The following is a 23,167-nucleotide window of genomic DNA, read 5'->3' as shown; positions in this document are numbered from 1 at the left end:
GTTCAGCTTTGGCGGTTCTTGGCCGCCTGACGCCGGGCAAAGAAGTCTTCGATCAGCGCCGCGCGCTGGGGCGATGCCATACATTCAAGAAACAGCTCGCGCTCGCGCTGCAGGCCTTCGATCAATGGCATCTGGATCGCCGCTTCGACTGCGGCAAGGCAGCGCGGGGCCGAGAACGAATCAGGTTGGGTTCGGGAAATTTCGCTGCGCCGGGCCGCAATCAATGCGCTGGCCTCGTCAGACGTCGTGGGCATCTCGATCTGGCCGACGCGGCGCACGGGGGCGTGCTCGGCCAACAGTTGCCGCGCAGACTGGAGGCCTGCGACCAGAGGCTCATCGTCGAACAGAGCGCCTACAAGACCGAGACCCAACGCCTGGGTCGCCTCGATCGGCTCGCCCGTGATGATCATGTCCAGCGCGGTTTCCACACCCACCAGACGCGGCAGGCGCTGGGTGCCGCCACCGCCGGGCAACAGGCCCAGACGGGTTTCCGGCAAGCCGAGCCGGGTGGCACTGTGGGCAATTCGATAGTGACAGCCCAGCGCGATTTCCAGTCCGCCGCCCAGTACTGAACCGTGCAACACCGCCAGCGAAGGCTTGTTGCCGTTCTCGATGGCCAGGGTCAGTTCTTGCAGGATCGGCGCCTGGGCAGGCTGGCCGAACTCGCGAATATCGGCGCCGGCGATAAAGGTCTTGCCCTCGCAATAGAGCATGATCAATTTGACCTGCTCGTCCCGTTGCGCCGCGCTAAAAGCTTCCAGCAGCCCGGCACGCACGGCATGACCCAGGGCATTGACCGGTGGGTTGTCGACCCGAATCAAGGCCACGCCTCCCTCGCGGGTCATGTGTACGACTGAAGTCATCGGACAGTTCCTCTTCTTGTTTTTATGCGGCTTGCCAATCGATCGCGCGTATCAGCGATGGGTCCACACCGGTGTGCGCTTCTGGGCGAAGGCCTGCATGCCCTCCTTCTGGTCTAGACTTGCAAAACTGGCGTGCATCAAGCGCCTCTCGAACTGCACCCCCTCGGCCAGGGTGGTTTCAAAGGCACGGTTGACCGCTTCCTTATTGAGTTTCACCGCCAGAGCCGGGTGGCCGGCGATTTGTGCAGCCACGGCCAACGCTTCAGCGAGCAGGTCGGCCAGGGGCACAACGCGGCTGATCAAACCGCAGCGTTCGGCCTCCTCGACCTCCATGAAGCGTCCGGTCAGGCACAGGTCCATGGCCTTGGCCTTGCCGATGGCGCGGGTCAGGCGTTGGGTACCGCCGGCGCCGGGCAAGGTGCCGACCTTGACTTCCGGTTGGCCGAAACGGGCGTTGTCGGCGGCGATGACCATGTCGCACATCATCGCCAGCTCGCAGCCACCCCCCAGCGCCAGGCCTGCAACCGCTGCAATCACCGGTTTGCGGCAGCGGGTGACGGTTTCCCAATTGGCCGTGACGAAATCCTCCAAGTACACATCGGAAAAGCCCTTGAACTGCAATTCGCTGAGGTCGGCACCGGCCGCGAAGGCTTTGTCGTTGCCGGTGATGACGATCGCCCGTACCTGGTCATCCGCTTCAAAGGCCAGCAGCGCCTGGCCTAACTCAGTCATCAAGGCGTCATTGAGCGCGTTATAGACAGTCGGGCGATTAAGACGGACCAGGCCAACGGCCGCATGCTGCTCGACAAGGATATTCAGGAAAGCCATGTCACCTACCTCTTGTTGTTCTGGACTGGCTTCGAATATATCCATAGAAAAATATAAAGACAACATGTTGACATATTAATTTTGAAAGCCTTATCTTTAGGTCATCGAAAGGGCAACACCAGACCGTAAGATAACAACAACACCAACCCTTAAGAGTCGATATCTACACATGAACACTTGGACAGGCACATCACCCGATCGTCGTTCAAATGCGCCCAGCACCGATTCGCCTCATGACAATATCATTACAGACTACTGGGATTCACAGCTTGTCAAAGGCGCAGATCGCCGCGCGCTGACCGGTTACTGCGCAGCAGAGGACAGCCCCACCTCCTTTACCTACGGCCAACTGGATGCCGTGGTCACTCGCATGGCTGCCGGCCTCGCTGCCCTGAACGTGGAAAAAGGCAGCGTGGTGTCGTGTCAGTTGCCCAACTGCTGGCAGATGACGGCCCTGTTCCTGGCCTGTGCCCGACTCGGTGCTGTGTTCAACCCGTTGATGCCGATTTTTCGGGAACGCGAACTGCGCTTCATGCTCGGCCACGCCCGCAGTCATCTACTGGTCGTGCCACAACATTTTCGCGGTTTCGATTACGCCAGCATGGCCGAGGGCTTGCGAGCCGATCTGCCGGAACTGCGCCATGTACTGGTGATAGGTAGCGACGGCAACAACAGTTTTGAACAGCAACTGCTCATCCAAGAATGGGAAAATAACTGCGATACCCAGGCGCTGTTCGCCCAGCGCCGTCCGCATGCCGACGACATCGTTCAACTGTTGTTCACCTCCGGCACCACCGGTGAACCCAAGGGCGTGCTCCACACCTCCAGCACCCTGTTGAGCAACATCATTCCTTATGCTGAACGCCTGGCGCTTGGCCACGAAGACATTATCTTCATGGCCTCGCCCATGGCTCACCAGACCGGTTTTCTCTACGGCATGCTGATGCCCATCTACCTCGGCGCGGCGGCGGTGTTGCAGGACGTCTGGGATGCGCGCACCGCACTCAGGATCGCCGCCACCGAGCGCCCCACCTTTACGATGGCCTCGACGCCCTTCCTCGCCGACTTGATCGAGGTTGCCGTTGATCAGCCCGAAGCACTGTCGAGCTTGCGTATTTTTGTCTCTGCCGGCGCACCGATTCCAGAAAGCCTGGTGGAAAAGGCTGGCGATCGCATCAACGCGAAGATCGTTTCGGCGTGGGGCATGACCGAGACTGGCGCCGTCACCATGACCCGCGTGCAGGACGAGCCCGAGCGGGCCATTCACACCGATGGCCTGGCCCTGCCCTACATGGAGGTTCAGGTGATCGACGATGCTGGCCACCCCGTGCCCAGCGGCACCGAAGGCCACCTTATGGTGCGCGGCGCGAGCTTGTTCGTCGGCTACCTCAAGCGCCCCGAGCTGTATGGCGTCGATGCGCACGGCTGGTTCGCCACTGGCGACCTGGCGCGCATGGACGCCCTGGGCTATATCCGCATCACCGGGCGAACCAAGGATGTGGTCATCCGCGGTGGCGAGAATATTCCGGTGGTGGAGGTGGAAAACCTGCTCTACAAGCACCCGGCCATTTCGGCGGTTGCACTGGTCGGCTGCCCCGACGAACGTCTGGGTGAACGTGTCTGCGCCTATGTCACCTTGCATGACGGTTTTACGGACCTGAGCCTCGAAGCCGCTGTGATCTTCCTGCTCGAACACAACCTGTCGCGCAACTACTTGCCCGAGTACCTGGAAGTGCTGCCTACCCTGCCCCGCACGCCCTCCGGAAAAATTCAGAAATTCAAGCTGCATGAGCGGGCCGCGAGCATTCGCATCGACCCGGCCAAGCGTCGCTGATCCACCCACTCGAAACTCGCCACTCAACTGATTTGGAGAATTCCCCCTATGAAAGGTCTTAGCGGAAAAACCGTGATCATCACCGGCGGTGGCGGCGGCATCGGTCGCGCCGTCTGCCAGCGCTTCGCTGCCGAGGGTAGCCTGGTTGCCGTGCTTGATCGCGACAGTGCCGCAGCGCAAACCACCGTCGACTTGATCCGCGAAGCCGGTGGCAAAGCAGGTGCCTATGCCGCCGACATCACTGACTACGCCGCCATCACCGAAACCGTCGCGGCTATTGAAAAAGACTTGGGGGTGCCGACCGTACTGGTGAACAACGCAGGTTTCGACCGGTTCATGCCGTTCCTCAAAACCGAACCACAGCAGTGGGAGCAGTTGATTTCGATCAACCTGACCGGCGCCCTGAACATGCACCACGTGGTGCTGCCCAAAATGCTCGAAGCCGGTGGCGGCAAAGTCATCAACATTGCCTCCGATGCCGCCCGTGTCGGCTCTTCGGGTGAGGCGGTCTACGCAGCCTGTAAGGCTGGCTTGGTGGGACTGAGCAAAACCCTGGCGCGGGAGCTGGCGACCAAGAACATCAATGTCAACGTGGTCTGCCCTGGCCCGACCGACACCGCGCTGCTCAAAAGCGTGGCCGACACCTCCAACAACCCGGAAAAGCTCCTGGAAGCTTTCAAGAATGCCGTGCCGATGCGTCGACTGGGACAACCGGAAGACTACCCGGGAATCATCGCCCTGCTCGCCAGCGACGATGCCAACTTCATTACCGGTCAAGTGATCAGTGTGTCCGGCGGCCTGACGATGGCTGGCTAAGCCAAACAACTATTTTTTGGGAGAGCATGCAATGAACTACGAAGACATCCTGTACCAAGAACTCAACGGCGTCGCGACCATTACCATCAACCGCCCCGAGCGCTACAACGCGTTCCGCGGCCAGACCTGCATGGAGCTGCTTGACGCTTTCAACCGTGCCGGCTGGAACAAGGAAATCGGCGTCATCGTCTTCACCGGCGCTGGCGACAAGGCCTTCTGCACCGGTGGCGATCAAGGCGCCCATGAAGGCCAGTACGACGGTCGCGGCCTGATCGGCCTGCCAGTCGAAGAGCTACAGAACCTGATCCGCGAAGTGCCTAAACCAGTGATCGCCCGGGTCAATGGCTTTGCCATCGGTGGCGGGCATGTGCTGCACGTGGTCTGCGACCTGAGCATCGCCTCCGACAAAGCGGTGTTCGGCCAGGTCGGCCCCAAGGTCGGCTCGGTCGACCCGGGTTACGGCACTGCTTATCTGTCACGCCTGATCGGCGAAAAACGCGCCCGCGAGATCTGGTACCTGTGCCGCAAGTACAGCGCCCAGCAGGCGCTGGACTGGGGTCTGGTCAACGCCGTGGTACCTCACGAACAGCTCGATGAAGAAGTACAGAGGTGGTGTGAGGAAATTCTCGAGAAAAGCCCGACCGCACTGTCCATTGCCAAGCGCTCGTTCAATGCTGACAGCGCCAACATTGGCGGTATCGGTGGCCTCGGCATGCAGGCCCTGAGCCTCTACTACGACACCGAAGAGTCCAAGGAAGGCGTCGCGGCTTTCAAGGAAAAGCGTAAGCCTGAGTTCCGTAAATTCTACAAATGATCCCTGCGCCGGCAACCATCCTGTTGCCGGCACAGCCCCCAATGGCCTGGAGAGCATCATGAATTTCGCCTTCACAGAACAACAAAATGCCATCCGCGAAAGCGTTGCACGATTCAGCGCCGACGTCCTCGCCCCCGGTTACCGCCAACGGGATCGCGAGGGCCGCATCGAGCGCGAAGTCATTGCGCAGATGGGCGAAATGGGCCTGCTCGGCGGTGAACTGCCAGAAGCATTCGGCGGCAGCGGCCTGGACTGCGTTACCGCCGGCCTGATCATCGAAGAACTGGCCCGTGGCGACTTCAATGTGGCGTACATCCCGCTGCTGACCTCGCTAAACGGCCAGATCATTGCCCAATACGCCGAATCCTCGCTGGCCCGGGAATGGTTGAGCGAAATGACTGCCGGGCGCAAGGTTGCCTGCATCGCCCTGACCGAACCCAGCGGTGGATCGGATGCCGCCAGCCTGCGTCTGAAGGCTGAACTCAAGGGCAACGTTTATGTGCTCAACGGCGAGAAAACGTCCATATCCATGGCCGACCAGGCTGATGTCGCCGTCGTTTTCGCCCGCACCGGCACCGTGGAGCAACGCGCCAGCGGCATCAGCGCTTTCCTGGTCCCCATGAACCTGCCGGGCATCAGCACCACCCGCTTCGACGACGCTGGCGAGCGTGCCATTGGCCGCGGCTCGATCTTCTTCGACAATGTCGAGGTGCCGGTCAACCATCGCCTGGGTGATGAGAACAAGGGATTTAAACAGGTCATGCAAGGCTTCGACTACAGCCGCGCCCTGATTGGTCTGCAGTGCCTTGCCCTGGCCCAGCAATCACTGGATGAAACCTGGCAGTGGCTGACCGAGCGCAAGGCCTTCGGCCAGGCCTTGTCATCCTTCCAGGGTTTGACCCACCCACTGGCAGAATTGCAAACCTACGTGCATGCTGCCCGCCTGCAGTGCTATTACGCCTTGTGGCTCAAGGATAATAAGCTGCCTCACAATGCCGAGGCGGCCATGAACAAGTGGTGGGGCCCGAAACTGGCGTTCGATGTGGTCAAGCAGTGTTTGCTGGCCCATGGGCACACCGGTTATGGCGAGGACTTGCCATTCGCCCAGCGCTTGCGCGATGTACTTGGCCTGCAAATCGGTGACGGCACCGCGCAGATCATGAAAAACATCATTGCCCGCGAGTTCGTGCCCCACTGATGCCCTGCCTGCTCCACTAGGCCGGGCACTCATACAACCGCGCTCGCCCTGACGGAGCCGACAAGGAACATCAATGAATAATAGCGACACCCGATCCGTACCCAACAGGCTGTTTTTCCGGCTGTTCCAGACCGGCAACGTCCTGCAAAGGCAAGTCCAGAAAGAGATGGGCATCAGCACGGTGCAGTGGGCCGTGCTCGGCGCCCTCTCACGCGAAGGCTATGAAGGCGGTATCTCGTTCTTTGAACTGACCGAGTACCTGGTCGTCAGCCGCCAGAGCCTGGACGGCGTGCTCAAGCGCATGGAACGCGACAACCATGTGCTGCGCGTACCGCACCCGGATGACGGACGTGCGCGCCTGGTGCAATTGACTGACACCGGCAAGGCGTTCTGGGATTCATTGCAGGATCGGATCCAGGCGTTTTACCAGCAGGGCCTGCAAAGCTTCAGTTTCGACGACGGCATCAGCCTGCTGCATTTTCTCAACAAGCTACAAGGCGACATGGCAGCCATATCGCTCGGCAACGAGCAGCAAGACGACGAGGCGCAATAGGCTGATCCCAACCTTCCTGCCCTCGCCGAAGAGTCATTGTTCATAAAACCCTAAAACAGCCCCCTCCAGGGGCTGGCTGAACAACAAAAACAACTCACAGCAGGCAGGAACATCTCATCATGCGTACAGCCAATCCCGTCACCGGGCATATGGCCGGGTCGACTTGTGCCCGGTATTCCCTGAAAGCCCCTTGTGTGTCTGCGTTATTGCTCGCTACACAGGCCCATGCAGACCTGGTCGCCGACAGTCACTTGAGCCTGGAAACGCGAAATTTCTACATGAATCGCGATTACCGGGACGCGGGTCTGTCCGACGGCCCGCGCCACGATGGCAAGCCCCAGAGCAAGGCCGAAGACTGGGCACAAGGCTTCATTTTGCGCGGTAACTCGGGGTTCACCGAGGGTAAGATTGGCGTTGGCCTGGATGTCCTGGGGCTGGTCGGCGTCAAGCTCGACTCCGGCGGCGGTAGCAGCGGTACGGGTGTCCTGCAGCGCAATCAACGGACCGGCGAGCCGGTCGATGAGTACAGCTTCCTGGCACCGACCGCCAAGCTCAAAGTCGCCAAGACCCTGGTCACCCTCGGCAACCACGAACCGGTGATGCCAGTGCTGTTTCGCAATGACACGCGCCTGCTGCCACAAACCTACCAGGGTGGACAGGTCGTCTCCACCGACATCCAGAACCTGAGCCTCACCGCCGGACAGTTTCGCCAGGCCCACCAGCGCGACTCGTCCGACTTCGAAGACATGCGTATGGCGGCCGACGGCTCCACCGGCGGCGCGCCCACCGACCGCTTCAACTACGTCGGCGCGACTTACGCCTTCCAGCCCAATCTGAGTGCCACGTTTTACCGCGCGGAACTTAAGGACAACTACAACCAGAATGCCGCCAGCCTCTTGTACAAGATGCCGTTGACCGAAAGCATCAGTTTGAAGGCCGACGTCCGCTACTTCGGCAGCGATGACGAGGGTCAGACCAACGTCGACAACCGCTACCTGGGCGCAATGTTTACCTTGAGCAGCCGCGGCCATTCACTAGGCCTGGGCTATCAGAACCAAAGTGGAGACACAGGCCTGCCCTCTCTGCTGGTCGCCGACCCCTGGGCTTTGAACAACGGTACGTACCAACCCTTCGTCCGCGCCAGGGAAGACTCCTGGCAACTGCGTTACGACTATGATTTTGCCGCATTGGGCATTCCCGGGCTGACACTGATGACGCGCCACATGCGGGGCGATGATTTCGATATTCGAGGCGTTGCCGCCAAAGAGTGGGAGCGTAATACCGACATCGCCTACGTGATTCAAAGCGGGCCTTTACGAAACCTGAGCTTGCGCTGGCGCAATGTCAGCTATCGCGGCAGCGACACGACGGACGTCGACGAAAATCGCCTGATCGTCGCTTACACCTTTAAATTCTGGTAATCCGGGCATTCGCTTTCGATCAGTGACCTAGACTCACGGTGCCAAATCCGACGCCTCCTTACAAATTGCCGGATAGTTTTGCGCCAGTTTTGCGCGCAATCGAGTAGGAGTCCGCCCGCCGCCCCCGGCACCGCGCTGTCGCGCAGCAAACTGGGGGCGTATGGCTCAAGTTCTGCGGTGAATCTCAATTCCGAAAAGCCTTTGGCGGCTGACCCGAAGGGGCAGCCGCCAAAGGCTTTGCTAGGATAAGTACGCGCGGGACAGAGGTCGTAACCCGCACTGGTGTGTCTGCACCCGCGTAGGAGACGGTGTCTCCACGGCCATTGCTGATCCACGCATCGCCGCAGTGACCCTCACCGGCAGCGTCAGAGCCTCGCATGGCCCTCGGTGCTCAGTCCGATGCAGCCTTGAAGAAGTGTGCGGCCCTATCGGCTATCACTACGGGTTGCCTGGTGCTTTGGTATTCTTGTTATTGAATGTTAAACTGCTCCGCCTTGAAGCCATGCCTCGAACCGCCCCCCACCCACGATTGTCCCCGTGCATTATCCAAGCTGGCTCACTCACCCCACAGCGGTCCATTGGCAACATTTGAAGCTTTGTCTCGTGTTCGTAGTTCCTTGGATCTCAAAGTAGCGTCAGTGGGTAGACAAGAATCAGCCGATGCTCATCGAAATCCTGTCCACCTTGATAGTCGCGCCGGACAGTGGCGCTGCGCCATTTGAATACCAAATCTTTCAGTGCACCTGTTTGTATCGCATACGCGACTTCCGATTCGCGTATCCATTCCTTGCCATTGAGGTCAGCAGGCGAGACATCGATATCGCGTCCCTGGATATAACGGTTCATCACAGTCAGGCCAGGAACACCTAGATTTGCAAAGTCAAAGTCGTGTCGCACCTGCCACGAGCGTTCATCGATATTATCGGCCGTGTAGGAGTAACCATCGTTGGCCAGCGTACCTCCGCTGGCGCCATTGACCCGCATCCATTTGCTGTTGCCACGCACCTTCACAAGGCCGAGATAGAAAGTGTTTGGCCCATGCTTCAATGAAAACAATCCCGAGTAGGTTTCATTGCTCAAGTCGCCATCGAGCTTGTCACCATTGTCGCTGCCCTGGAAGTAGCCGAGGTTCGCGCTGGCCACCCAGTTTTCGCTTAACCTCTGGGTATGCAGAAACTGGTAGTAGCGCTGGTCATAGATATCCTCGAGTTCGGCATACCAGGCGCCTACCATCGTCTGCTTCTCGTTAAAGGTGTATTCCGCGCCTGCCAGATTGAAACGGTCTGAGGTTCCGCGGCCAAGGAAACTGAAGTCCTCCGGGCTGCCATCGTCGCGCGGACTATTCTGACGGAACTGGCCAACATAGAGTTCGAGGTTTTCGATTTCCTTGGAGTCGATAAGCGCGCCCTGGAAAGTCTGCGGTAACGAGCGGCCATCATCGGCACGCAGGATGGGCAAGGCTGGAGCCCACTCCCCTACCTTCAAGTCGGCTTTCGATATACGCGCTTTCCCTGCTAGCGCCACGCGCCCCCAACTATCGGGTGGATAGCCATCATCATGAACGGGGGTCATCTGGGTGTTCTTCGACCACTGATCGCCGTCCAGTTTGATCGAAAGCATGCCAAGCATATCGACGCCAAAACCCACGACGCCCTCCGTGTAGCCAGACTGAACAGCGAGTATGAAATTCTGGCTCCAGTGTGAGGCCTCACTCTGACGCTTACCGTTGATGACCGGGCCTTGATCCCCCGTGTAATCACGATTGAAAAAATAGTTACGCAGTTGCAGGTTGGCTTTGCTGTCATCGATCAATTCAGCGTTTGCGTGCGTAACGACTCCCGCTGCTCCAGCGGCCATTATGAGTGAAGCGTAATACCCGCATTGGCGAAAATACTTGTACATCGATACCTCCTACAGTGAATCTGCGGATAGATGAATCAATGCCCAACTCCAAGAGGCGGGTCCGTCCAAGCGGCAGGCAATATCAAGCGGCCCAGAAGGCTTCGATGCTATGACCGACGCTTACGGCGCAGCCACCCGATGACCAGCCCGATAAACACCAGCACTGCCACCGCGATCCCCCCCTGGGCCAACGCCGCCAGGTGCGACTGAGGCCCCCCGGCCCGGAGCTCCTTGACTTGGTCCGCGCTTACTTGGATGTCTGGATTGCCGTACTGGGTAGTCAGGTAAGTGGCCAGTGTCGCCACTTGCTGGTCGCTGAGGTTTTTGGCAAAGCCTTGCATCCTGACGTCCTGGGCATCGGCGCCGCGCTTGACGCCGTCCAGGATGACCATCACCAGGTTATGGGTGTTGCTGCGTCCAACCGCGGTGTTGTTTGACAACGATGGCAAGCCACCGTCGAAACTGCCCTCCCCCTGGGCCTGGTGACAGGTTGAGCAATGAGCGTCGTACAGTTGAGCGCCGGTCATCTTGTCGCCATCCGCTGGCAGGGCTACGCCGCGAATGCTGGCGAGCGCATCGGTTTTTTGCCCAAGGGCATACACCGGCTTGCCGTCCTTTGGGTCGCGTTGCGCAGGGACTGTCTTCAGGTAGACCGCAATGGCCTTGAGGTCACTTTCATCAAGATGCTGCAAGCTGTGATCCACGGCTTCGGCCATCGGCCCAGCGGCTTGGCCCTTGCCTGGCGCTCCGCCGGTTTTCAGGTAGGCGACCAGTTCGGCGTTATCCCAACCGCCGATACCACTGTTAAGGTCCGAGGTGATATTCGGTGCATACCAAGCCCCTACATCACCGCCCGCCAGATCTTTTGAAGACACCTCCGCCATCATCAGGTTACGCGGCGAGTGACAGGCGCTGCAGTGCGTCAAGCCTTGAACCAGGTAAGCCCCTCGGTTCCACTCGGCATCCTTTGATGCATCGGGCACGAAAACCTTATCGTCGAGAAACAGCAGGTTCCATGCCGCCATGGAAAAGCGAACATTGAACGGAAAAGGCAGCGCCGTTGGTTTAACCGGTGTATCTACAGCCTCGACGCCATTCATGAAGTAGGCATACATGGCCTGGACGTCTTCATCGTTGACCTTGGCATAGGAGGTGTAAGGCATGGCCGGATACAACTGCTTGCCATCGGCGCGGACGCCCTTGCGCACGGCATCACTGAACTGCTCCAGGGTGTAGTTGCCAATGCCGGCCGTTTTCGACGGGGTGATGTTGGTCGCAATGATGTCGCCAATCGGTGTAGGCAGTGCCAAGCCACCGGCAAACGGCTTGCCTCCCGGGACACTGTGGCAGGCAACGCAGTCACCGGCTGTCGAAAGGTACTTTCCGCGCTGGATCTGTACGTCGTCTGCTGCGCTGGCATTCGCGTTGGCCAGCATCAAGGCAATCAGCGAAGTGATTTTCCAGTTCATGGCTCAACCTCGCCCTTGTTCAGTGTCGGATGGCGAAACCCGTGCAATGACCCGGTCCGGGAGGATGTGGCGGGCTGTGCGCAAGGTCAGCGCCGCAGCGGTCAGGGTCGAATTCATGGTGGCGGCCGTGGGCATGATGCCGGTGCCGCAGATGAACAAATTGTCGTGATCATGGGTGCGACCGTAACTGTCACAAACCGACGTCTTGGGGTCGTTGCCCATGCTCATCGTGCCGGTGATGTGCTGGTTGTTGGCAAAGTTGCCTTCTGGGCTGTAGCGCAGGTTTGTGCCGCCCATGAGTTCGGCAATGCGGGCGAAATCCTTGTGCGACTGCGCCGCCCCCTTGCGGGTGTAGTCGTCGATGGCGTAGTTGACCTTGGGTTTGGGCAGCCCCAGCCAGTCTTTTTGATCGCTCAGGCTGATGCGATTGTCCGGGTTGGGTAACACCTCCAGCACGTCTTTGAGGCTCATTTCAAAGGCTGCACGATGACGGAGCTGTTTCTCGAATTCGGCGCCATACACACCGGCTGCAATCAGGGCCTCCGAGGCGCTGTTGACTCGGGAGATGTTGGTGAAGTCCAGGCGGTAAGGCGAGTGCTTCGAACGGAACGGGCCATCGCGCATGGTGTTGATAGAGCTGGGGCTTTGGGGGCCACGGCCCAGCCACAGTGCTTCATCGGCATCGAAGGTGATGGAGGTGCTGGGGTGGTCCATCAGGTTGCGACCGACCATGCCCGAGCTGTTGGCCAAGCCGTTGGGGTATTTGTCACTGGCCGACATCAGCAAGAGTTTCGGGCTTTCAATGCCGTTGGCGGCCAGGATGAACGTCTTGCCGGTGACGCGATGGGATTGTTTGTCCGGGTCGTAGTAGTGCACGGCGACGATATGGCCCTTGTCATCATGCTCGATGCGATAGACCACGGCATTGATCTGCAGCTTGGCCCCGGCATCTATTGCTGTCTGAATGGCAATGCCGCCGTGGTACTGCGCGTCGATCGGGCAGATCGGCTGACAGCTGTTGTTGCCACAACAGGCCGGCCGCCCGTCATACGCGCGGCTGTTACGTGCGGTGGTATTGCCGACCACGGCATAGGTCGGTGCCAGCCGCTCGCGAATGCGGCGCATGGCGTAGGGTTCGGTCACAGGCTCCATCGGGAACGGTTTTTTGCGGGGTGAGCCCGTGTTATCAGCACCTGAGACGCCCCAGATTTCTTCCGCTTCCTGATAGAAAGGGTCGAGTTCATCGTAGGTCAAAGGCCAATCGACACCCACGTCATACAGGGACTTGATCCGCAGGTCGCCGGGTACCAGTCGCCAGGCCTGGGCGGCCCAGTGCCACGAGGTACCACCCACGCCGCGGATGTATTCAGCCGGATACGGGTATGGGCCGTCCTGGACCAAATAGCCGTTATCGACCGGCTTGAAAATCGGATGAGGCGCCCAGTCACTGCAGGGATAGGGCGACATCCAGTCGCCCTTGCGCGTCGAGTTGCGAAATGCCCCGACAATACGGCCGAGTTCCAGCGGCCCACCCGCCTCCAGAATAAGGACTGACGCGCCTTGTTTAAGCAGGTGGGTTGCGGCCATTGCTCCACAGACCCCGGAGCCGATGATGACGATGTCAGCAGACAATTGATCAGACATTTTTCACCTCGGCGGTGGGTTGGCGTGCCCAGCTTCCGTAAGGACCGTAGGCGTAAGTCGGTGGTTTGAGGGTATCGGCAACGATCACTGCGTTGAGCGCATGCTCATAGGCGAGGCAGCGAGCCTTGCTACCAATGCCCACTATGCCCATAAACCAGGCCGTCGCGATCTTGCGGGGGATCGGGGCCAGGACCGATTTTTCATCGTCCAGGGTTTTCTGCACTTGCATGGGATTGAGTTGACGCTTGTTGATCAGGTCCAGCAGCTCTTTTGACGCTTGGGGAAAGTTGGCATCTTCATCGACAAGGCCCTGATACAACATTTTTGCGAGCAGTGGGTCGAGGTTCTGTCGGCCGGCGATGATCGTCGAGAGCGTTACAAAGGTGCCCAGCGCTTGGCTATCAACCGTATCGGCCAGCGCAAAAGGCACCAGGGACGCGGAATAGGTCATCAATAGACCTTTTAGCAGTGCGCGCCGCGTCGGTTGTAGCATCAGACTTTTCGTTTCATTCAAGCTATTCATGGTATGTCCTGTCGTCACAGGTTGTCGTTTTAGAGAAGCCTCTTTGACACGCATCGCGGGGCCAGTCTGAACACGGTACCGACCGTCAGGCCCAGTACAGTCGCCACCCATTGCATAGCAAGCTATCTATCTGGTGGTGCCAGCTCTTTATTTCGCTCATCCTCCCGGCTAGTGATAACCATCTTCGTGCGTCACCTTGCCGCGGAACACGTAATAGCTCCAGAAGGTGTACCCCAGAATGAACGGGATGATGAACAAGGTCCCCACCAGCATGAAGCCCTGGCTCTGCGGCGGTGCGGCGGCGTCCCAGATCGAGATCGACGGCGGTACGATGTTCGGCCACAGGCTGATCCCCAGGCCGCTGTAGCCCAAAAAGATCAACACCAGGGTCAGCAAAAACGGCGTGTAGTGGGCATTGCGCGCCACGGCCCGCAACAGGCCGACCATCGTGACCAGCACCAGGATCGGCACCGGCAGGAACCAGAACAGGTTCGGCAGGCTGAACCAGCGGGCGGCGATTTCATCATGGGCAAGCGGCGTCCACAGGCTGACGATGCCGGTCACGGCCAACAACACGAACGCCAGCGGCCGCGCCAGGTGATGCATCTGCGCCTGCAGCTTGCCTTCGGTTTTCATGATCAGCCAAGTGCAGCCCAGCAAGGCATACGCCACGATCAATGCCAGGCCGCAGAACAGGCTGAAGGGGGTCAGCCAGTCCAGCGAGCCACCGGCATAGGCACGGTTGACCACCGGCAGGCCGTCGATAAAGGCCCCCAGCGCCACGCCCTGGAAGAAGGTGGCGGCCAACGAGCCGCCGATAAAGGCCTTGTCCCAGATGTGCCGTTTATCGGCCCTGGCCTTGAAGCGGAACTCGAAGGCCACGCCGCGAAAGATCAAGCCGATCAGCATGAAAATCAACGGCAGGTACAGCGCGGACAGCACCACGGCATAGGCCAGGGGAAAGGCCCCGAACAGCGCCGCGCCGCCCAACACCAGCCAGGTTTCGTTGCCGTCCCAGACCGGGGCCACGGTGTTCATCATCACATCGCGGTCCGACTCGCCCGGGATAAAGGGAAAGAGAATGCCGATCCCCAAATCGAAGCCGTCCATGACCACGTACATCATGATGCCGAAGATGATGATCACCGCCCAGATCAGTGGAAGATCCATACCCATGGCTCAGTTCCCCTTGCTCAGGCTGTCGCTGGAACCGTCTTCGCTGCCCTCATCGGCAGCCGAAAGCGGACGTGCCGGTGTGCGCGGTTGGCCCGGCCCACCAGGGTTCTGCTGCTTGCCCTCATCGATCTTCGGCCCTTTGCGCACCAGGCGCATCATGTAGCCCAGGCCCACGCCGAACAGCGAGAAGTACACCACCACGAACAGGATCAGGGTCAGGCTCATCTGCCCGACACTGTGGTTGGAAGACGCATCGGCGGTGCGCATCAGGCCGTAGACGACCCACGGCTGGCGCCCGATTTCGGTGGTGAACCAGCCGGCCAATATCGCGATCAGCCCCGACGGCCCCATCCACAACGCCAGGCGCAGGAACGCCCGGTTCTCGAACAGGGTGCCGCGCTGGCGCAACCACAGGCTCCACAGGCCGGTCAGGATCATCAGCAGGCCCAAGCCGACCATGACCCGGAACGACCAGAACACGATGGTCGAGTTCGGCCGGTCTTCAGGGGGAAACTCCTTCATCGCCGGCACTTGCTTGTCCAGGCTGTGGGTGAGGATGAGGCTGCCCAGGTAGGGAATCTCGACGGCAAAGCGGGTTTTCTCCGCTTTCATGTCCGGCCAGCCGAACAGAATCAGAGGTGTCGGTTCATCGCCGACATTCTCCCAGTGCCCTTCGATGGCGGCGATTTTCACCGGTTGGTGCTTGAGCGTATTGAGACCATGGAAGTCACCGATCACCGCTTGCACCGGCGCCACGATCAGCGCCATCCACATGGCCATCGAGAGCATCTTGCGGATCGCCGGATTATCGCGGCCGCGCAGCAAGTGCCAGGCCGCCGAAGCACCTACAAAAAAGGCCGTGGCGACAAAGGCGGCGGTGGCCATGTGCATCAGCCGATAGGGAAAGGAAGGATTGAAGATCACCGCCAGCCAGTCCACCGGAATGACCCGGCCATCGACGATTTCATAGCCCTGAGGCGTTTGCATCCAGCTGTTGGAGGCCAGGATCCAGAAGGTCGATACCAAGGTCCCGATCGCCACCATCACCGTGGCAAAAAAGTGCAGGCCGCGCCCCACCCGGTTCCAGCCAAACAGCATGACGCCGAGAAAGCCGGCCTCGAGGAAGAAGGCGGTGAGCACTTCGTAGGTCAACAACGGCCCGGTCACGGCGCCGGCGAAGTCGGAGAAGCGACTCCAGTTGGTGCCAAACTGATAGGCCATCACCAGGCCCGAGACCACGCCCATCCCGAAGTTGACGGCGAAGATCTTCGACCAGAAGTGATACAGGTCACGGTAAACGTCTTGATGGGTTCTGAGCCACAGCCCTTCGAGCACGGCCAGATAACTCGCCAGGCCAATGGTGATGGCCGGGAACAGGATGTGGAACGACACGGTGAACGCGAATTGGATTCGGGCGAGATCTAATGCCTCTAAACCAAACATATATACTCCTTCGCAAGTATTGTCTGGGTAGCAACAACGCCAAAGACGCTCACCGCAATGACGATAGCCCACATTCTGGCGGCCGCATGATTGACAGTGAAAATGAAGGTAATTTCACAAACGGATGACTCTGAAAAAACAAAGTAAGACCGACGAAACTGCAGCGAACTATCAATCTCCCCACGCACCGAAGTGCCATGCAAACGTTCACCTATGTATTGACGCCAACGCCGAATTGACCCAGTTGTCGAATCGATGATTTGGGCGACGGGAAGATTTACCGTGCCCACCCCGTGTATTCTCGATCGCTAATTGGGACGAATGGCGGAACTCTCGCGCCATCCCCCCTCGGCGAATCAATCCTTAAGGGCTATTACTGTGTTATGCCTGCGGTCCGAAGAGTTTGCAGCGCTTTCATCGTTAGCGTGACGCATTTGTCCGCATCTTTTTCGTCTCGGGCGTCTTGGGCATCAATTCGCAACCCTTTGACCTCATTGCGAAAAGACTCACTAATGTTGCTGGTGGACACTCTCAGGTCATGAAGTTTTTGCAAATTGACTTCGCATAATTCCATCTTGTCGGCCGCATACGCCGGACCGATTACCGTCAGGGCAGCGATCAAAAGCATCAGCTTTTTCATTTATTTGCTCCGTAGGGCGTAGAGAAAGAGGCAATATCCGCTATCAGCTTAGCTACAGTCTACAAATTGCGCGCTGTTTGACCTGAGCTAAAGTTACAAATGCTTGTTTAGACTAACGTTATTAACGAAAACCATGATGGATCGGAGGGTATGAGGATGAACCGCCGGCCCGATGACTTCGAAGCAAGTGGCGTCAGGCGAAGGTCTTGTTCGAAGTGATCCATCGACAACATCAAGTGGAGAACCTGAAGCCTCCTTTATGCTAAGCACAAGTACGATGCGACAGCATCAGCAGTCCACCCGTCTGGCCTTCTTCATAGCCGGCCTCACGGTGGCCGCGTGGGCACCGCTCGTTCCCTACGCAAAACTAAGAGCCTAGGCTCTGTACGAAAAAAGATGTCGCAGACAGCGCATGGAACAAGCCAGCGAGACCATAGCGGCATAGCTTTTCGCAAGCTTATCGAAGCGCGTCACAATCCGACGGTTCTCTTTTAACCAGGTTGTGACGGCTGACCTCTGTTGATGCGAAGCCCTGGATGAATTGAGCCGTCAGCATGGCATCACGCTGAATGCTTTCATTGACCACAAACCGGGTAGCAATGAAGCCTAACCAAGCGCAACGAGGGTGATAATGAGCACGCTCATCAGAGAGAACCAACGAAGCAGGTTTAACTGCTCAATGGTTGCCGTCACTTCTTTTCCTGAGAAAAACCCACCCAAACCGAATGCAAGGCTCATAACGAATCCCTGTCTTGTGATTAACGTTTAGCGCACTCTGACCACTAGCCCTATATAACTAATCGAACTCAGCCAGATCGCGGTGTGACGTTATCAGGTGCTTCAGATCAGCGACATATGCGAGTGAGCATAGGTTGCAGGAAGATCCGCCAGAGAGGGCCAGTTCGAGCACCCCAGAGTATCGCCTCGACAAACTGACGGTTATCGAAGGCCGTCACGCCGCTGTCGTTCATTTTTCCCCAACCGGATTCCCCAAATGTAGGAAAAAATACCACGACCACATATCTGCTCGAGTGGTGTTCGACCTTGCCCGCAGGCAGGCCGTACCTAGACTCATTTCGGTCAGAACCAAGTTGGGCAGGTGATCAACATGACTCAAGATGAAACCGAAGCAAGGGCCGGCCATGGCCCGAACAACCCCGAACGGCGCGATCTGCTGCTCGGCCTACTGACCCTCTACTCTCTCTCCCTGATCCCCTGGGGCGTGGTGCAAGCGGCCTCAAATGATGCACGCGGTGCCTTCCGAACGGTTTCCGAACTCATTACCGGCCGCCGCTCCCTCAGAGGCGGACTGGAGGGTGACATCTTCGAGAAACTCACCGCCGATGACCCTAATTTTCCTGCAAAGATTGTGGCGCTGCTGGCGTTGATTGAGGAGCGTCGGCTTCATATCGACCTATTGCAGGCAGTCCTGGACGCCGAGTTCACGGCGCTGGCGCCGCTGCCTCGCCAAATCGCCAGCGGATGGTTCCTCGGCGTGGTCGGCAGCGGCTTCAATGCGCTTACCGTGGCCTACGAACACGCCCTGAATGCGGAAATCGTCGAGGATGTCTTGAAACCGCAGGGCTTCTGCCTGGGTAACCCCGGCGTCTGGGCCGAGCCACCACTCTCTTGAGGTGAAATCCATGTCCGAACAACCACCGTTGTCAGCCGATTATGTCGTGATCGGTTCCGGTATCTGTGGCTCGCTACTGGCCCGCCGGCTGGCGCAACAAGGCGCCTCCGTGCTGATCCTTGAGGCGGGCCCGCGCATCAAGCGCGACGATATCTTCAAAGCATTCATCGACTCACCGCGCAAGAGAGACTTCCAGGCGCCCTATCCCTTTTCGCCCTGGGCGCCGCATCCGGACTTCCAACCCGTGGATAATGGCTATCTGGTCCAGGCCGGTCCTGATCTCTACCGGGCCGAATACCTGCGCGTGGTCGGCGGCACTACCTGGCACTGGTCGGCGATGGCTTGGCGAATGGTGCCAAATGATCTGGCAATTCACCACAATTATGGTGTTGGCGTCGACTGGCCGTTCACCTACCAGGACCTTGATCCCTTCTACCAGGAAGCGGAAGAAATCATGGGGGTAGCCGCGTCCGAGGCAGAGCACCCCGAATCGCCACGCAGTAAGCCCTTCCCCCTCGAACCGGTGGCCGAACCCTTTGCCATGCGCCGCCTGCGCGAGCGGCTCGATCCGGTCTACAAGGTGGTCGGCAACACCCAGGCACGCAACAGCGTCCCCTTCGACGGTCGCCCCGCCTGTTGCGGCAGGAACAATTGCCAGCCCCTCTGTCCGATCGACGCTCAGTACCACGGCGGGCTGGCCGCCGATGCGGCCGAAGATGCCGGTGCCCTGCTGACCCCCAACGCTGTGGTCTACAAACTGGAACACGACGACACCGGCCGCATCGTGGCGGCCCATTACTTCGATCCGAACAAGAAGACTTTCCGGGTCACCGGCAAGACCTTTATCCTCGCCGCCAACGGCATCGAAAGTCCGAAGCTGTTGCTGCTGTCGGCCAGCCCCAAGTACCCCACCGGTCTGGCCAACAGCTCCGACATGGTGGGCCGCAACCTGATGGATCACCCCAGCACCTCGCTGGACTTCGACGCCGACGAGGAAGTCTGGCTCGGCCGTGGACCACAGAGCGTCAGCTCGATCCAGACCTTCCGCGACGGGCCGGAACGCAGCCGACGCGCGGGCTACCGCCTGGACTTCACCAACATCTCGCGGGTAATAGGCAGCACCCAGTCGCTGATCACGGCGGGGGTCTTCGGGGCCGAGTTCGACAAACGGCTGCGTTTAAGCGCTGCCCACGAAATGAGCCTGAAGAACGTGCCGGAGGTGTTGCCACACCCGGATAACCGCGTCACCTTGAGCAACAAGAAAGACTTCCTGGGCATCCCCCAACCCGAAGTGCATTTCAAGATCGATGACTACACCAAAGCGGGTGTGGCGGAATCGCGGGTACATTTCGAGCGAATCGCGGTACTCATGGGTGGCACCAACCTGCGCTTCAACGACACCTTCTCCAACAACCAGCACATCTGCGGCACAGTAAGCATGGGCAGCGATCCTAAAACCTCGGTGGTTGATCAGTTCGGGCGCTCCCACGACCACGAAAACCTGTTCATGGTGGGTACCGGCGTCCTGCCGACCTCAGCCACCTGTAACTCGACGCTGACTGCGGTTGCCGTGGCTCTGCGCACGGCCCAGCACATACTCCCACGGCCCAAGACAATCGCGAGCTCGTCGCAGTGAGGGCTGTTTGTGCAACCATTCGTGCCACAACGGCGCCCAGGTGCCTGTTCCCGATTTAGGTCGTGAGCAGGCGCTCAGAGCGCCACTAGAACCTTAATCCTGGCCTTATCCCGCAGCGACTTCAGCCCGTGAGACAGCTGGTGGCTGCGTACTGGGGAAGCACACTGTTCCTCAATTGGCTGAAATCACCGGCAGAAGCAGCCAGTAGCCGGCTTTCGTCAAGGCCTGCCTACTCCAAGTCGCAACCGTTCATGAACTCCTTGAAGAGCTCGCGGCCCAGTGTGAAAGTGCACTGCTACAAGTGGTGTACTTCGGTGCAGTGTATCGTTCGAGACGCAAAAGGATCGTCAGTTGCAGGAGATCGAGCGCCGACGCGCGATGTATTGCGCTGACAGGCCGCCACCTGAACTCATCGGGCGTACTGTGATCTTGGTAGATGACGGCATCGCAACCGGCAATACCGCCAAGGTTGCCTTGATGGCGCTGGCAAAACTTGACCTGGCCCACCTGTGTTTGGCCACACCCGTGGGAGCGCGAGACTCACTCGCCAGCCTACGCCCCCTGGTTGACGAGCTCGTCTGCCTGCATAGCCCTGAACCTTTTTACGCCGTGGGGATTCACTATGAGGATTTCGAGCAAACCAGCGATGAAGAGGTGATTGAATTGCTGGCCAGGGCTCGTCAGCAATTCAAGAACTGAAGCCCCTCACCCTTTTTTATCCCGGCGATTACTGCCATGGCTATGTTGTCCGCCGATGCGTTCTTTTTCGGCTTTATCGGTGGCCACATTGGCCTTCGTGTCGCCTTTGCGGCCCGCCTCGCTGACTTTTTGAGGGTCGTCCGAAAAGCCGTGGTGCGGTGGTGTGTGTTTGCTCATGTTTTCACCTCATTGAACAGAACCGGCGGCGACTCAGTGATGCTTGCGCAGGGCTTCGACCAACTGCGCCTTGGTCATGGTCGAACGCCCGCGAATGTCTTTGCTGCGGGCCTCTTTCATCAGGCTTTCCTTGCTCTGGCTTTCCAAAGAGGCTGTCGAGGTGCGCGAATGGCCTTCACGGGTTTTTGCCGCGCGCTTGGCCGAGTCAGATCGTGCGGTTTGTTTTTCGGTTTTCGACGTATGCTCGCCTGAGCCGCCAGACTTTTCTCCACCGCCCGATTGTTTGTTGACGGTGGCCCAGGCACGAGCTTCGGCTTCATCCTTGGAGGTACCTTTTTTTTCGTAGCTTTCCTCGATGTGCTGGGCCTTGCGTTTCTGCTTGTCGGTGTATTTGTCTTTGCTGCCTCTAGGCATGGCGGCACTCCTCGACAATGTTTCAATTTGGAAGCAAACCCCAGGGCAGAGTGCCTTCCAATGGATGAACGGTATCGCCATGCCAGATAAGCCGCTGAAGAACATCGCTATCTTGTTTCCAACAGGATCGCGTAGATACACCTATCCACATTTGCCTTGATCCGCGTCAACCAATGCTGATCGGAGGGGTCAAAACTGTTGAGCTCCAATGTGAGGCGCAACGCCATGACCGACACTGAGAACGTAAAAGCACGACACCTGGCATCGTGGGAATGCCTGCTCAATGACATCCGAGAAGACCTGGACACTTGGCATGCGCAGCTACGGGTTATGGCAGATCAAATGCTTGCTGAAGGAATCGTCAGTGCCGACCAAGCCATGGACCTTCGTGAAATTGCCGACTCTGCCTATAGCCATCACATCGAGGACAGAATCTCGCGCAGCAAGAGCGGCGGACAATTGTGAGTCGGTGTTAGGAAGAAAGGAGGCCCGGTGTTCCGGGTGGACCCTCCCGCTGAAGTGCAAGCTCTGCCAGCCATCTGAACTCTTGCAGCAGACCGCGGACATAACCGATCTGGTTAATTGCCCAACGTTCCTCCTCGGCCATCATCTGCTCCAAGGTCAAACCTTCAGGCAGTGAGGTTTGACTCATCTGTCGGTAAGGAATAACGGGGTCTTCGTACTCGTCCACTTGACGGAATGCGGGTGCGATATAGTGGTTTTCCTGCTCCAGGATAAAGGCGATGACCTGGGGTTCATGCTCTCCGAGCATCAACAGCTCGAACAGCATACGGGCACTGGGCAAGTCATCCTCGACACTGCCCTGCAACACGCCATAGTGACCGACTCCATTTTCCTCGGGAACGACACGCACACCTTTCATGTGCACTTGCCGGACATGCGCAGCCAAGGTTTTCAGAGCCGTCAACGGTTGTTCGCCAGCATTGATCATATTGCCGAAATCGAACAGCGCGTGCAGACGCGGATGATTGATGCGCTCGAGCAGCGTGACAATCTCGCTGCTTTTCAGCTCTTCATGCTGTTCAAAGTCAATGTAGAGGTCATACCGTTCGGCTTGTTTGGCGAGGTAGTGCAAGTCCGATTCGATGGTGTCCAAAACCTCGGAAAGCCGTCCTCCATAGCGTGAGTAGACACGGATGTTCTGCACCCCCATCACCTGCGCCACCTCAACCACCCGATCCACATCCGCCTTTTGGGTACTACTGATTTCCAGATGGATGTCCAACCCCAGCGCCTCGGCCCTTTTGCTGACAATGCGCAGCTGATCGTCGCTCATCTGCTGGAGACTGCGCTCTTCGCCATCCAATAGATGAATACTGATGCCATCGAGCGCATGGCGATAGGCGAAATCCAGCAAGTCAATCGGCCGGTATGTGCCATGGGTCAACTTCATTATCTGGGGGTAAGCATGGGCGAACAAACGCAGGCTATCGAGCCGCTGCCTTGTGGCGCGATAATGCATC

General features: G+C 58.6%; 20 protein-coding genes and 4 pseudogenes. 10 read left to right on the top strand and 14 right to left on the bottom strand.

Going from position 1 to position 23,167, the window contains the following annotated elements:
• Positions 1–2: 2 nt before the first annotated feature.
• Both AC3IX4_RS10480 and AC3IX4_RS10475 read right to left on the bottom strand, forming a co-directional pair.
• A complete protein-coding gene (locus tag AC3IX4_RS10480; protein ID WP_489260459.1) occupies positions 3–863 on the bottom strand; it encodes an enoyl-CoA hydratase/isomerase family protein in 861 nt (286 codons plus the stop codon).
• 51 nt (positions 864–914) lie between these two features.
• Positions 915–1,691 (bottom strand): enoyl-CoA hydratase, encoded by a 777-nt coding sequence (locus AC3IX4_RS10475; RefSeq protein ID WP_489260458.1) that lies wholly within the window; start codon positions 1,689–1,691, stop codon positions 915–917.
• A 169-nt stretch (positions 1,692–1,860) separates the two neighbouring features.
• On the opposite strand from AC3IX4_RS10475, the gene AC3IX4_RS10470 reads away from it, so the two are divergent.
• The 6 genes from AC3IX4_RS10470 (at position 1,861) to AC3IX4_RS10445 (ending at position 8,327) form a co-directional block, all read left to right on the top strand.
• Positions 1,861–3,525, top strand: a complete 1,665-nt coding sequence (locus AC3IX4_RS10470; protein WP_489260457.1) for an AMP-binding protein — start codon at positions 1,861–1,863, stop codon at positions 3,523–3,525.
• A 48-nt stretch (positions 3,526–3,573) separates the two neighbouring features.
• The gene (locus tag AC3IX4_RS10465; RefSeq protein WP_489260456.1) at positions 3,574–4,341 is read left to right on the top strand and encodes an SDR family NAD(P)-dependent oxidoreductase; all 768 of its coding nucleotides are present in this window, start codon (positions 3,574–3,576) and stop codon (positions 4,339–4,341) included.
• A 31-nt stretch (positions 4,342–4,372) separates the two neighbouring features.
• Positions 4,373–5,155: an enoyl-CoA hydratase-related protein gene (locus AC3IX4_RS10460; protein ID WP_489260455.1), complete on the top strand. Its 783-nt coding sequence runs from the start codon at positions 4,373–4,375 to the stop codon at positions 5,153–5,155.
• A gap of 58 nt (positions 5,156–5,213) precedes the next feature.
• Positions 5,214–6,353: a cyclohexanecarboxyl-CoA dehydrogenase gene (aliB, locus tag AC3IX4_RS10455; RefSeq protein ID WP_489260454.1), complete on the top strand. Its 1,140-nt coding sequence runs from the start codon at positions 5,214–5,216 to the stop codon at positions 6,351–6,353.
• 73 nt (positions 6,354–6,426) lie between these two features.
• Positions 6,427–6,906 carry a MarR family winged helix-turn-helix transcriptional regulator gene (locus tag AC3IX4_RS10450; RefSeq protein ID WP_489260453.1) on the top strand — a complete coding sequence of 160 codons (480 nt, stop codon included), beginning with the start codon at positions 6,427–6,429 and terminating at the stop codon, positions 6,904–6,906.
• A 119-nt stretch (positions 6,907–7,025) separates the two neighbouring features.
• The gene (locus AC3IX4_RS10445) at positions 7,026–8,327 is read left to right on the top strand and encodes an OprD family porin (RefSeq protein WP_489260452.1); all 1,302 of its coding nucleotides are present in this window, start codon (positions 7,026–7,028) and stop codon (positions 8,325–8,327) included.
• Positions 8,328–8,951: 624 nt separating this feature from the next.
• On the opposite strand, the gene AC3IX4_RS10440 is transcribed toward AC3IX4_RS10445, so the two are convergent.
• The 9 genes and pseudogenes from AC3IX4_RS10440 to AC3IX4_RS10400 form a co-directional block, all read right to left on the bottom strand.
• Positions 8,952–10,229, bottom strand: a complete 1,278-nt coding sequence (locus AC3IX4_RS10440) for an OprD family porin (protein WP_489260451.1) — start codon at positions 10,227–10,229, stop codon at positions 8,952–8,954.
• 107 nt (positions 10,230–10,336) lie between these two features.
• Positions 10,337–11,698, bottom strand: a complete 1,362-nt coding sequence (locus tag AC3IX4_RS10435) for a c-type cytochrome (RefSeq protein WP_489260450.1) — start codon at positions 11,696–11,698, stop codon at positions 10,337–10,339.
• Between the two features lie 3 nt (positions 11,699–11,701).
• On the bottom strand, positions 11,702–13,342 hold the full coding sequence (locus AC3IX4_RS10430; RefSeq protein WP_489260449.1) for a GMC family oxidoreductase: 1,641 nt from the start codon (positions 13,340–13,342) through the stop codon (positions 11,702–11,704).
• Positions 13,335–13,919 carry a sugar dehydrogenase complex small subunit gene (locus AC3IX4_RS10425; protein ID WP_489260448.1) on the bottom strand — a complete coding sequence of 195 codons (585 nt, stop codon included), beginning with the start codon at positions 13,917–13,919 and terminating at the stop codon, positions 13,335–13,337. Before AC3IX4_RS10425 ends, AC3IX4_RS10430 begins: the two co-directional genes overlap by 8 nt.
• A 114-nt stretch (positions 13,920–14,033) precedes the next feature.
• Positions 14,034–15,041 (bottom strand): cytochrome d ubiquinol oxidase subunit II, encoded by a 1,008-nt coding sequence (gene cydB, locus AC3IX4_RS10420; RefSeq protein ID WP_489260447.1) that lies wholly within the window; start codon positions 15,039–15,041, stop codon positions 14,034–14,036.
• Between the two features lie 3 nt (positions 15,042–15,044).
• On the bottom strand, positions 15,045–16,484 hold the full coding sequence (locus AC3IX4_RS10415; RefSeq protein ID WP_489260446.1) for a cytochrome ubiquinol oxidase subunit I: 1,440 nt from the start codon (positions 16,482–16,484) through the stop codon (positions 15,045–15,047).
• A 373-nt stretch (positions 16,485–16,857) separates the two neighbouring features.
• Positions 16,858–17,124, bottom strand: coding sequence for a hypothetical protein (locus AC3IX4_RS10410; RefSeq protein ID WP_489260445.1), 267 nt, complete (start codon positions 17,122–17,124; stop codon positions 16,858–16,860).
• 375 nt (positions 17,125–17,499) lie between these two features.
• Positions 17,500–17,622: pseudogene (locus AC3IX4_RS10405) on the bottom strand (IS5/IS1182 family transposase); the annotation flags it as partial.
• A 1-nt stretch (position 17,623) separates the two neighbouring features.
• A pseudogene (locus AC3IX4_RS10400) lies at positions 17,624–17,862 on the bottom strand (hypothetical protein); the annotation flags it as partial.
• A 370-nt stretch (positions 17,863–18,232) separates the two neighbouring features.
• Here AC3IX4_RS10400 and AC3IX4_RS10395 point away from each other — a divergent pair.
• The 3 genes and pseudogenes from AC3IX4_RS10395 to AC3IX4_RS10385 form a co-directional block, all read left to right on the top strand.
• Positions 18,233–18,757: a sugar dehydrogenase complex small subunit gene (locus tag AC3IX4_RS10395; protein WP_489260444.1), complete on the top strand. Its 525-nt coding sequence runs from the start codon at positions 18,233–18,235 to the stop codon at positions 18,755–18,757.
• Between the two features lie 10 nt (positions 18,758–18,767).
• Positions 18,768–20,393, top strand: coding sequence for a GMC family oxidoreductase (locus AC3IX4_RS10390; RefSeq protein ID WP_489260443.1), 1,626 nt, complete (start codon positions 18,768–18,770; stop codon positions 20,391–20,393).
• Between the two features lie 345 nt (positions 20,394–20,738).
• Positions 20,739–21,092, top strand: a pseudogene (locus AC3IX4_RS10385) (phosphoribosyltransferase); the annotation flags it as partial.
• A 6-nt stretch (positions 21,093–21,098) separates the two neighbouring features.
• On the opposite strand, the gene AC3IX4_RS10380 reads toward AC3IX4_RS10385, so the two are convergent.
• Together AC3IX4_RS10380 and AC3IX4_RS10375 are read right to left on the bottom strand one after the other, a co-directional pair.
• Entirely contained in the window at positions 21,099–21,269 is a 171-nt protein-coding gene (locus AC3IX4_RS10380; protein ID WP_489260442.1) for a KGG domain-containing protein, read from the bottom strand.
• A gap of 33 nt (positions 21,270–21,302) precedes the next feature.
• Positions 21,303–21,683: a termination factor Rho gene (locus AC3IX4_RS10375; protein WP_489260441.1), complete on the bottom strand. Its 381-nt coding sequence runs from the start codon at positions 21,681–21,683 to the stop codon at positions 21,303–21,305.
• A 225-nt stretch (positions 21,684–21,908) separates the two neighbouring features.
• Here AC3IX4_RS10375 and AC3IX4_RS10370 point away from each other — a divergent pair, with 225 nt between their 5' ends.
• On the top strand, positions 21,909–22,148 hold the full coding sequence (locus AC3IX4_RS10370; protein WP_489260440.1) for a hypothetical protein: 240 nt from the start codon (positions 21,909–21,911) through the stop codon (positions 22,146–22,148).
• A gap of 7 nt (positions 22,149–22,155) precedes the next feature.
• On the opposite strand, the pseudogene AC3IX4_RS10365 reads toward AC3IX4_RS10370, so the two are convergent.
• Positions 22,156–23,145 (bottom strand): annotated as a pseudogene (locus tag AC3IX4_RS10365) (sugar phosphate isomerase/epimerase family protein); the annotation flags it as partial.
• Positions 23,146–23,167 lie beyond the last annotated feature (22 nt).

The organism is Pseudomonas sp. KH_021 (assembly GCF_057838865.1).
This window is presented reverse-complemented; position numbering and strand designations above follow the sequence as displayed.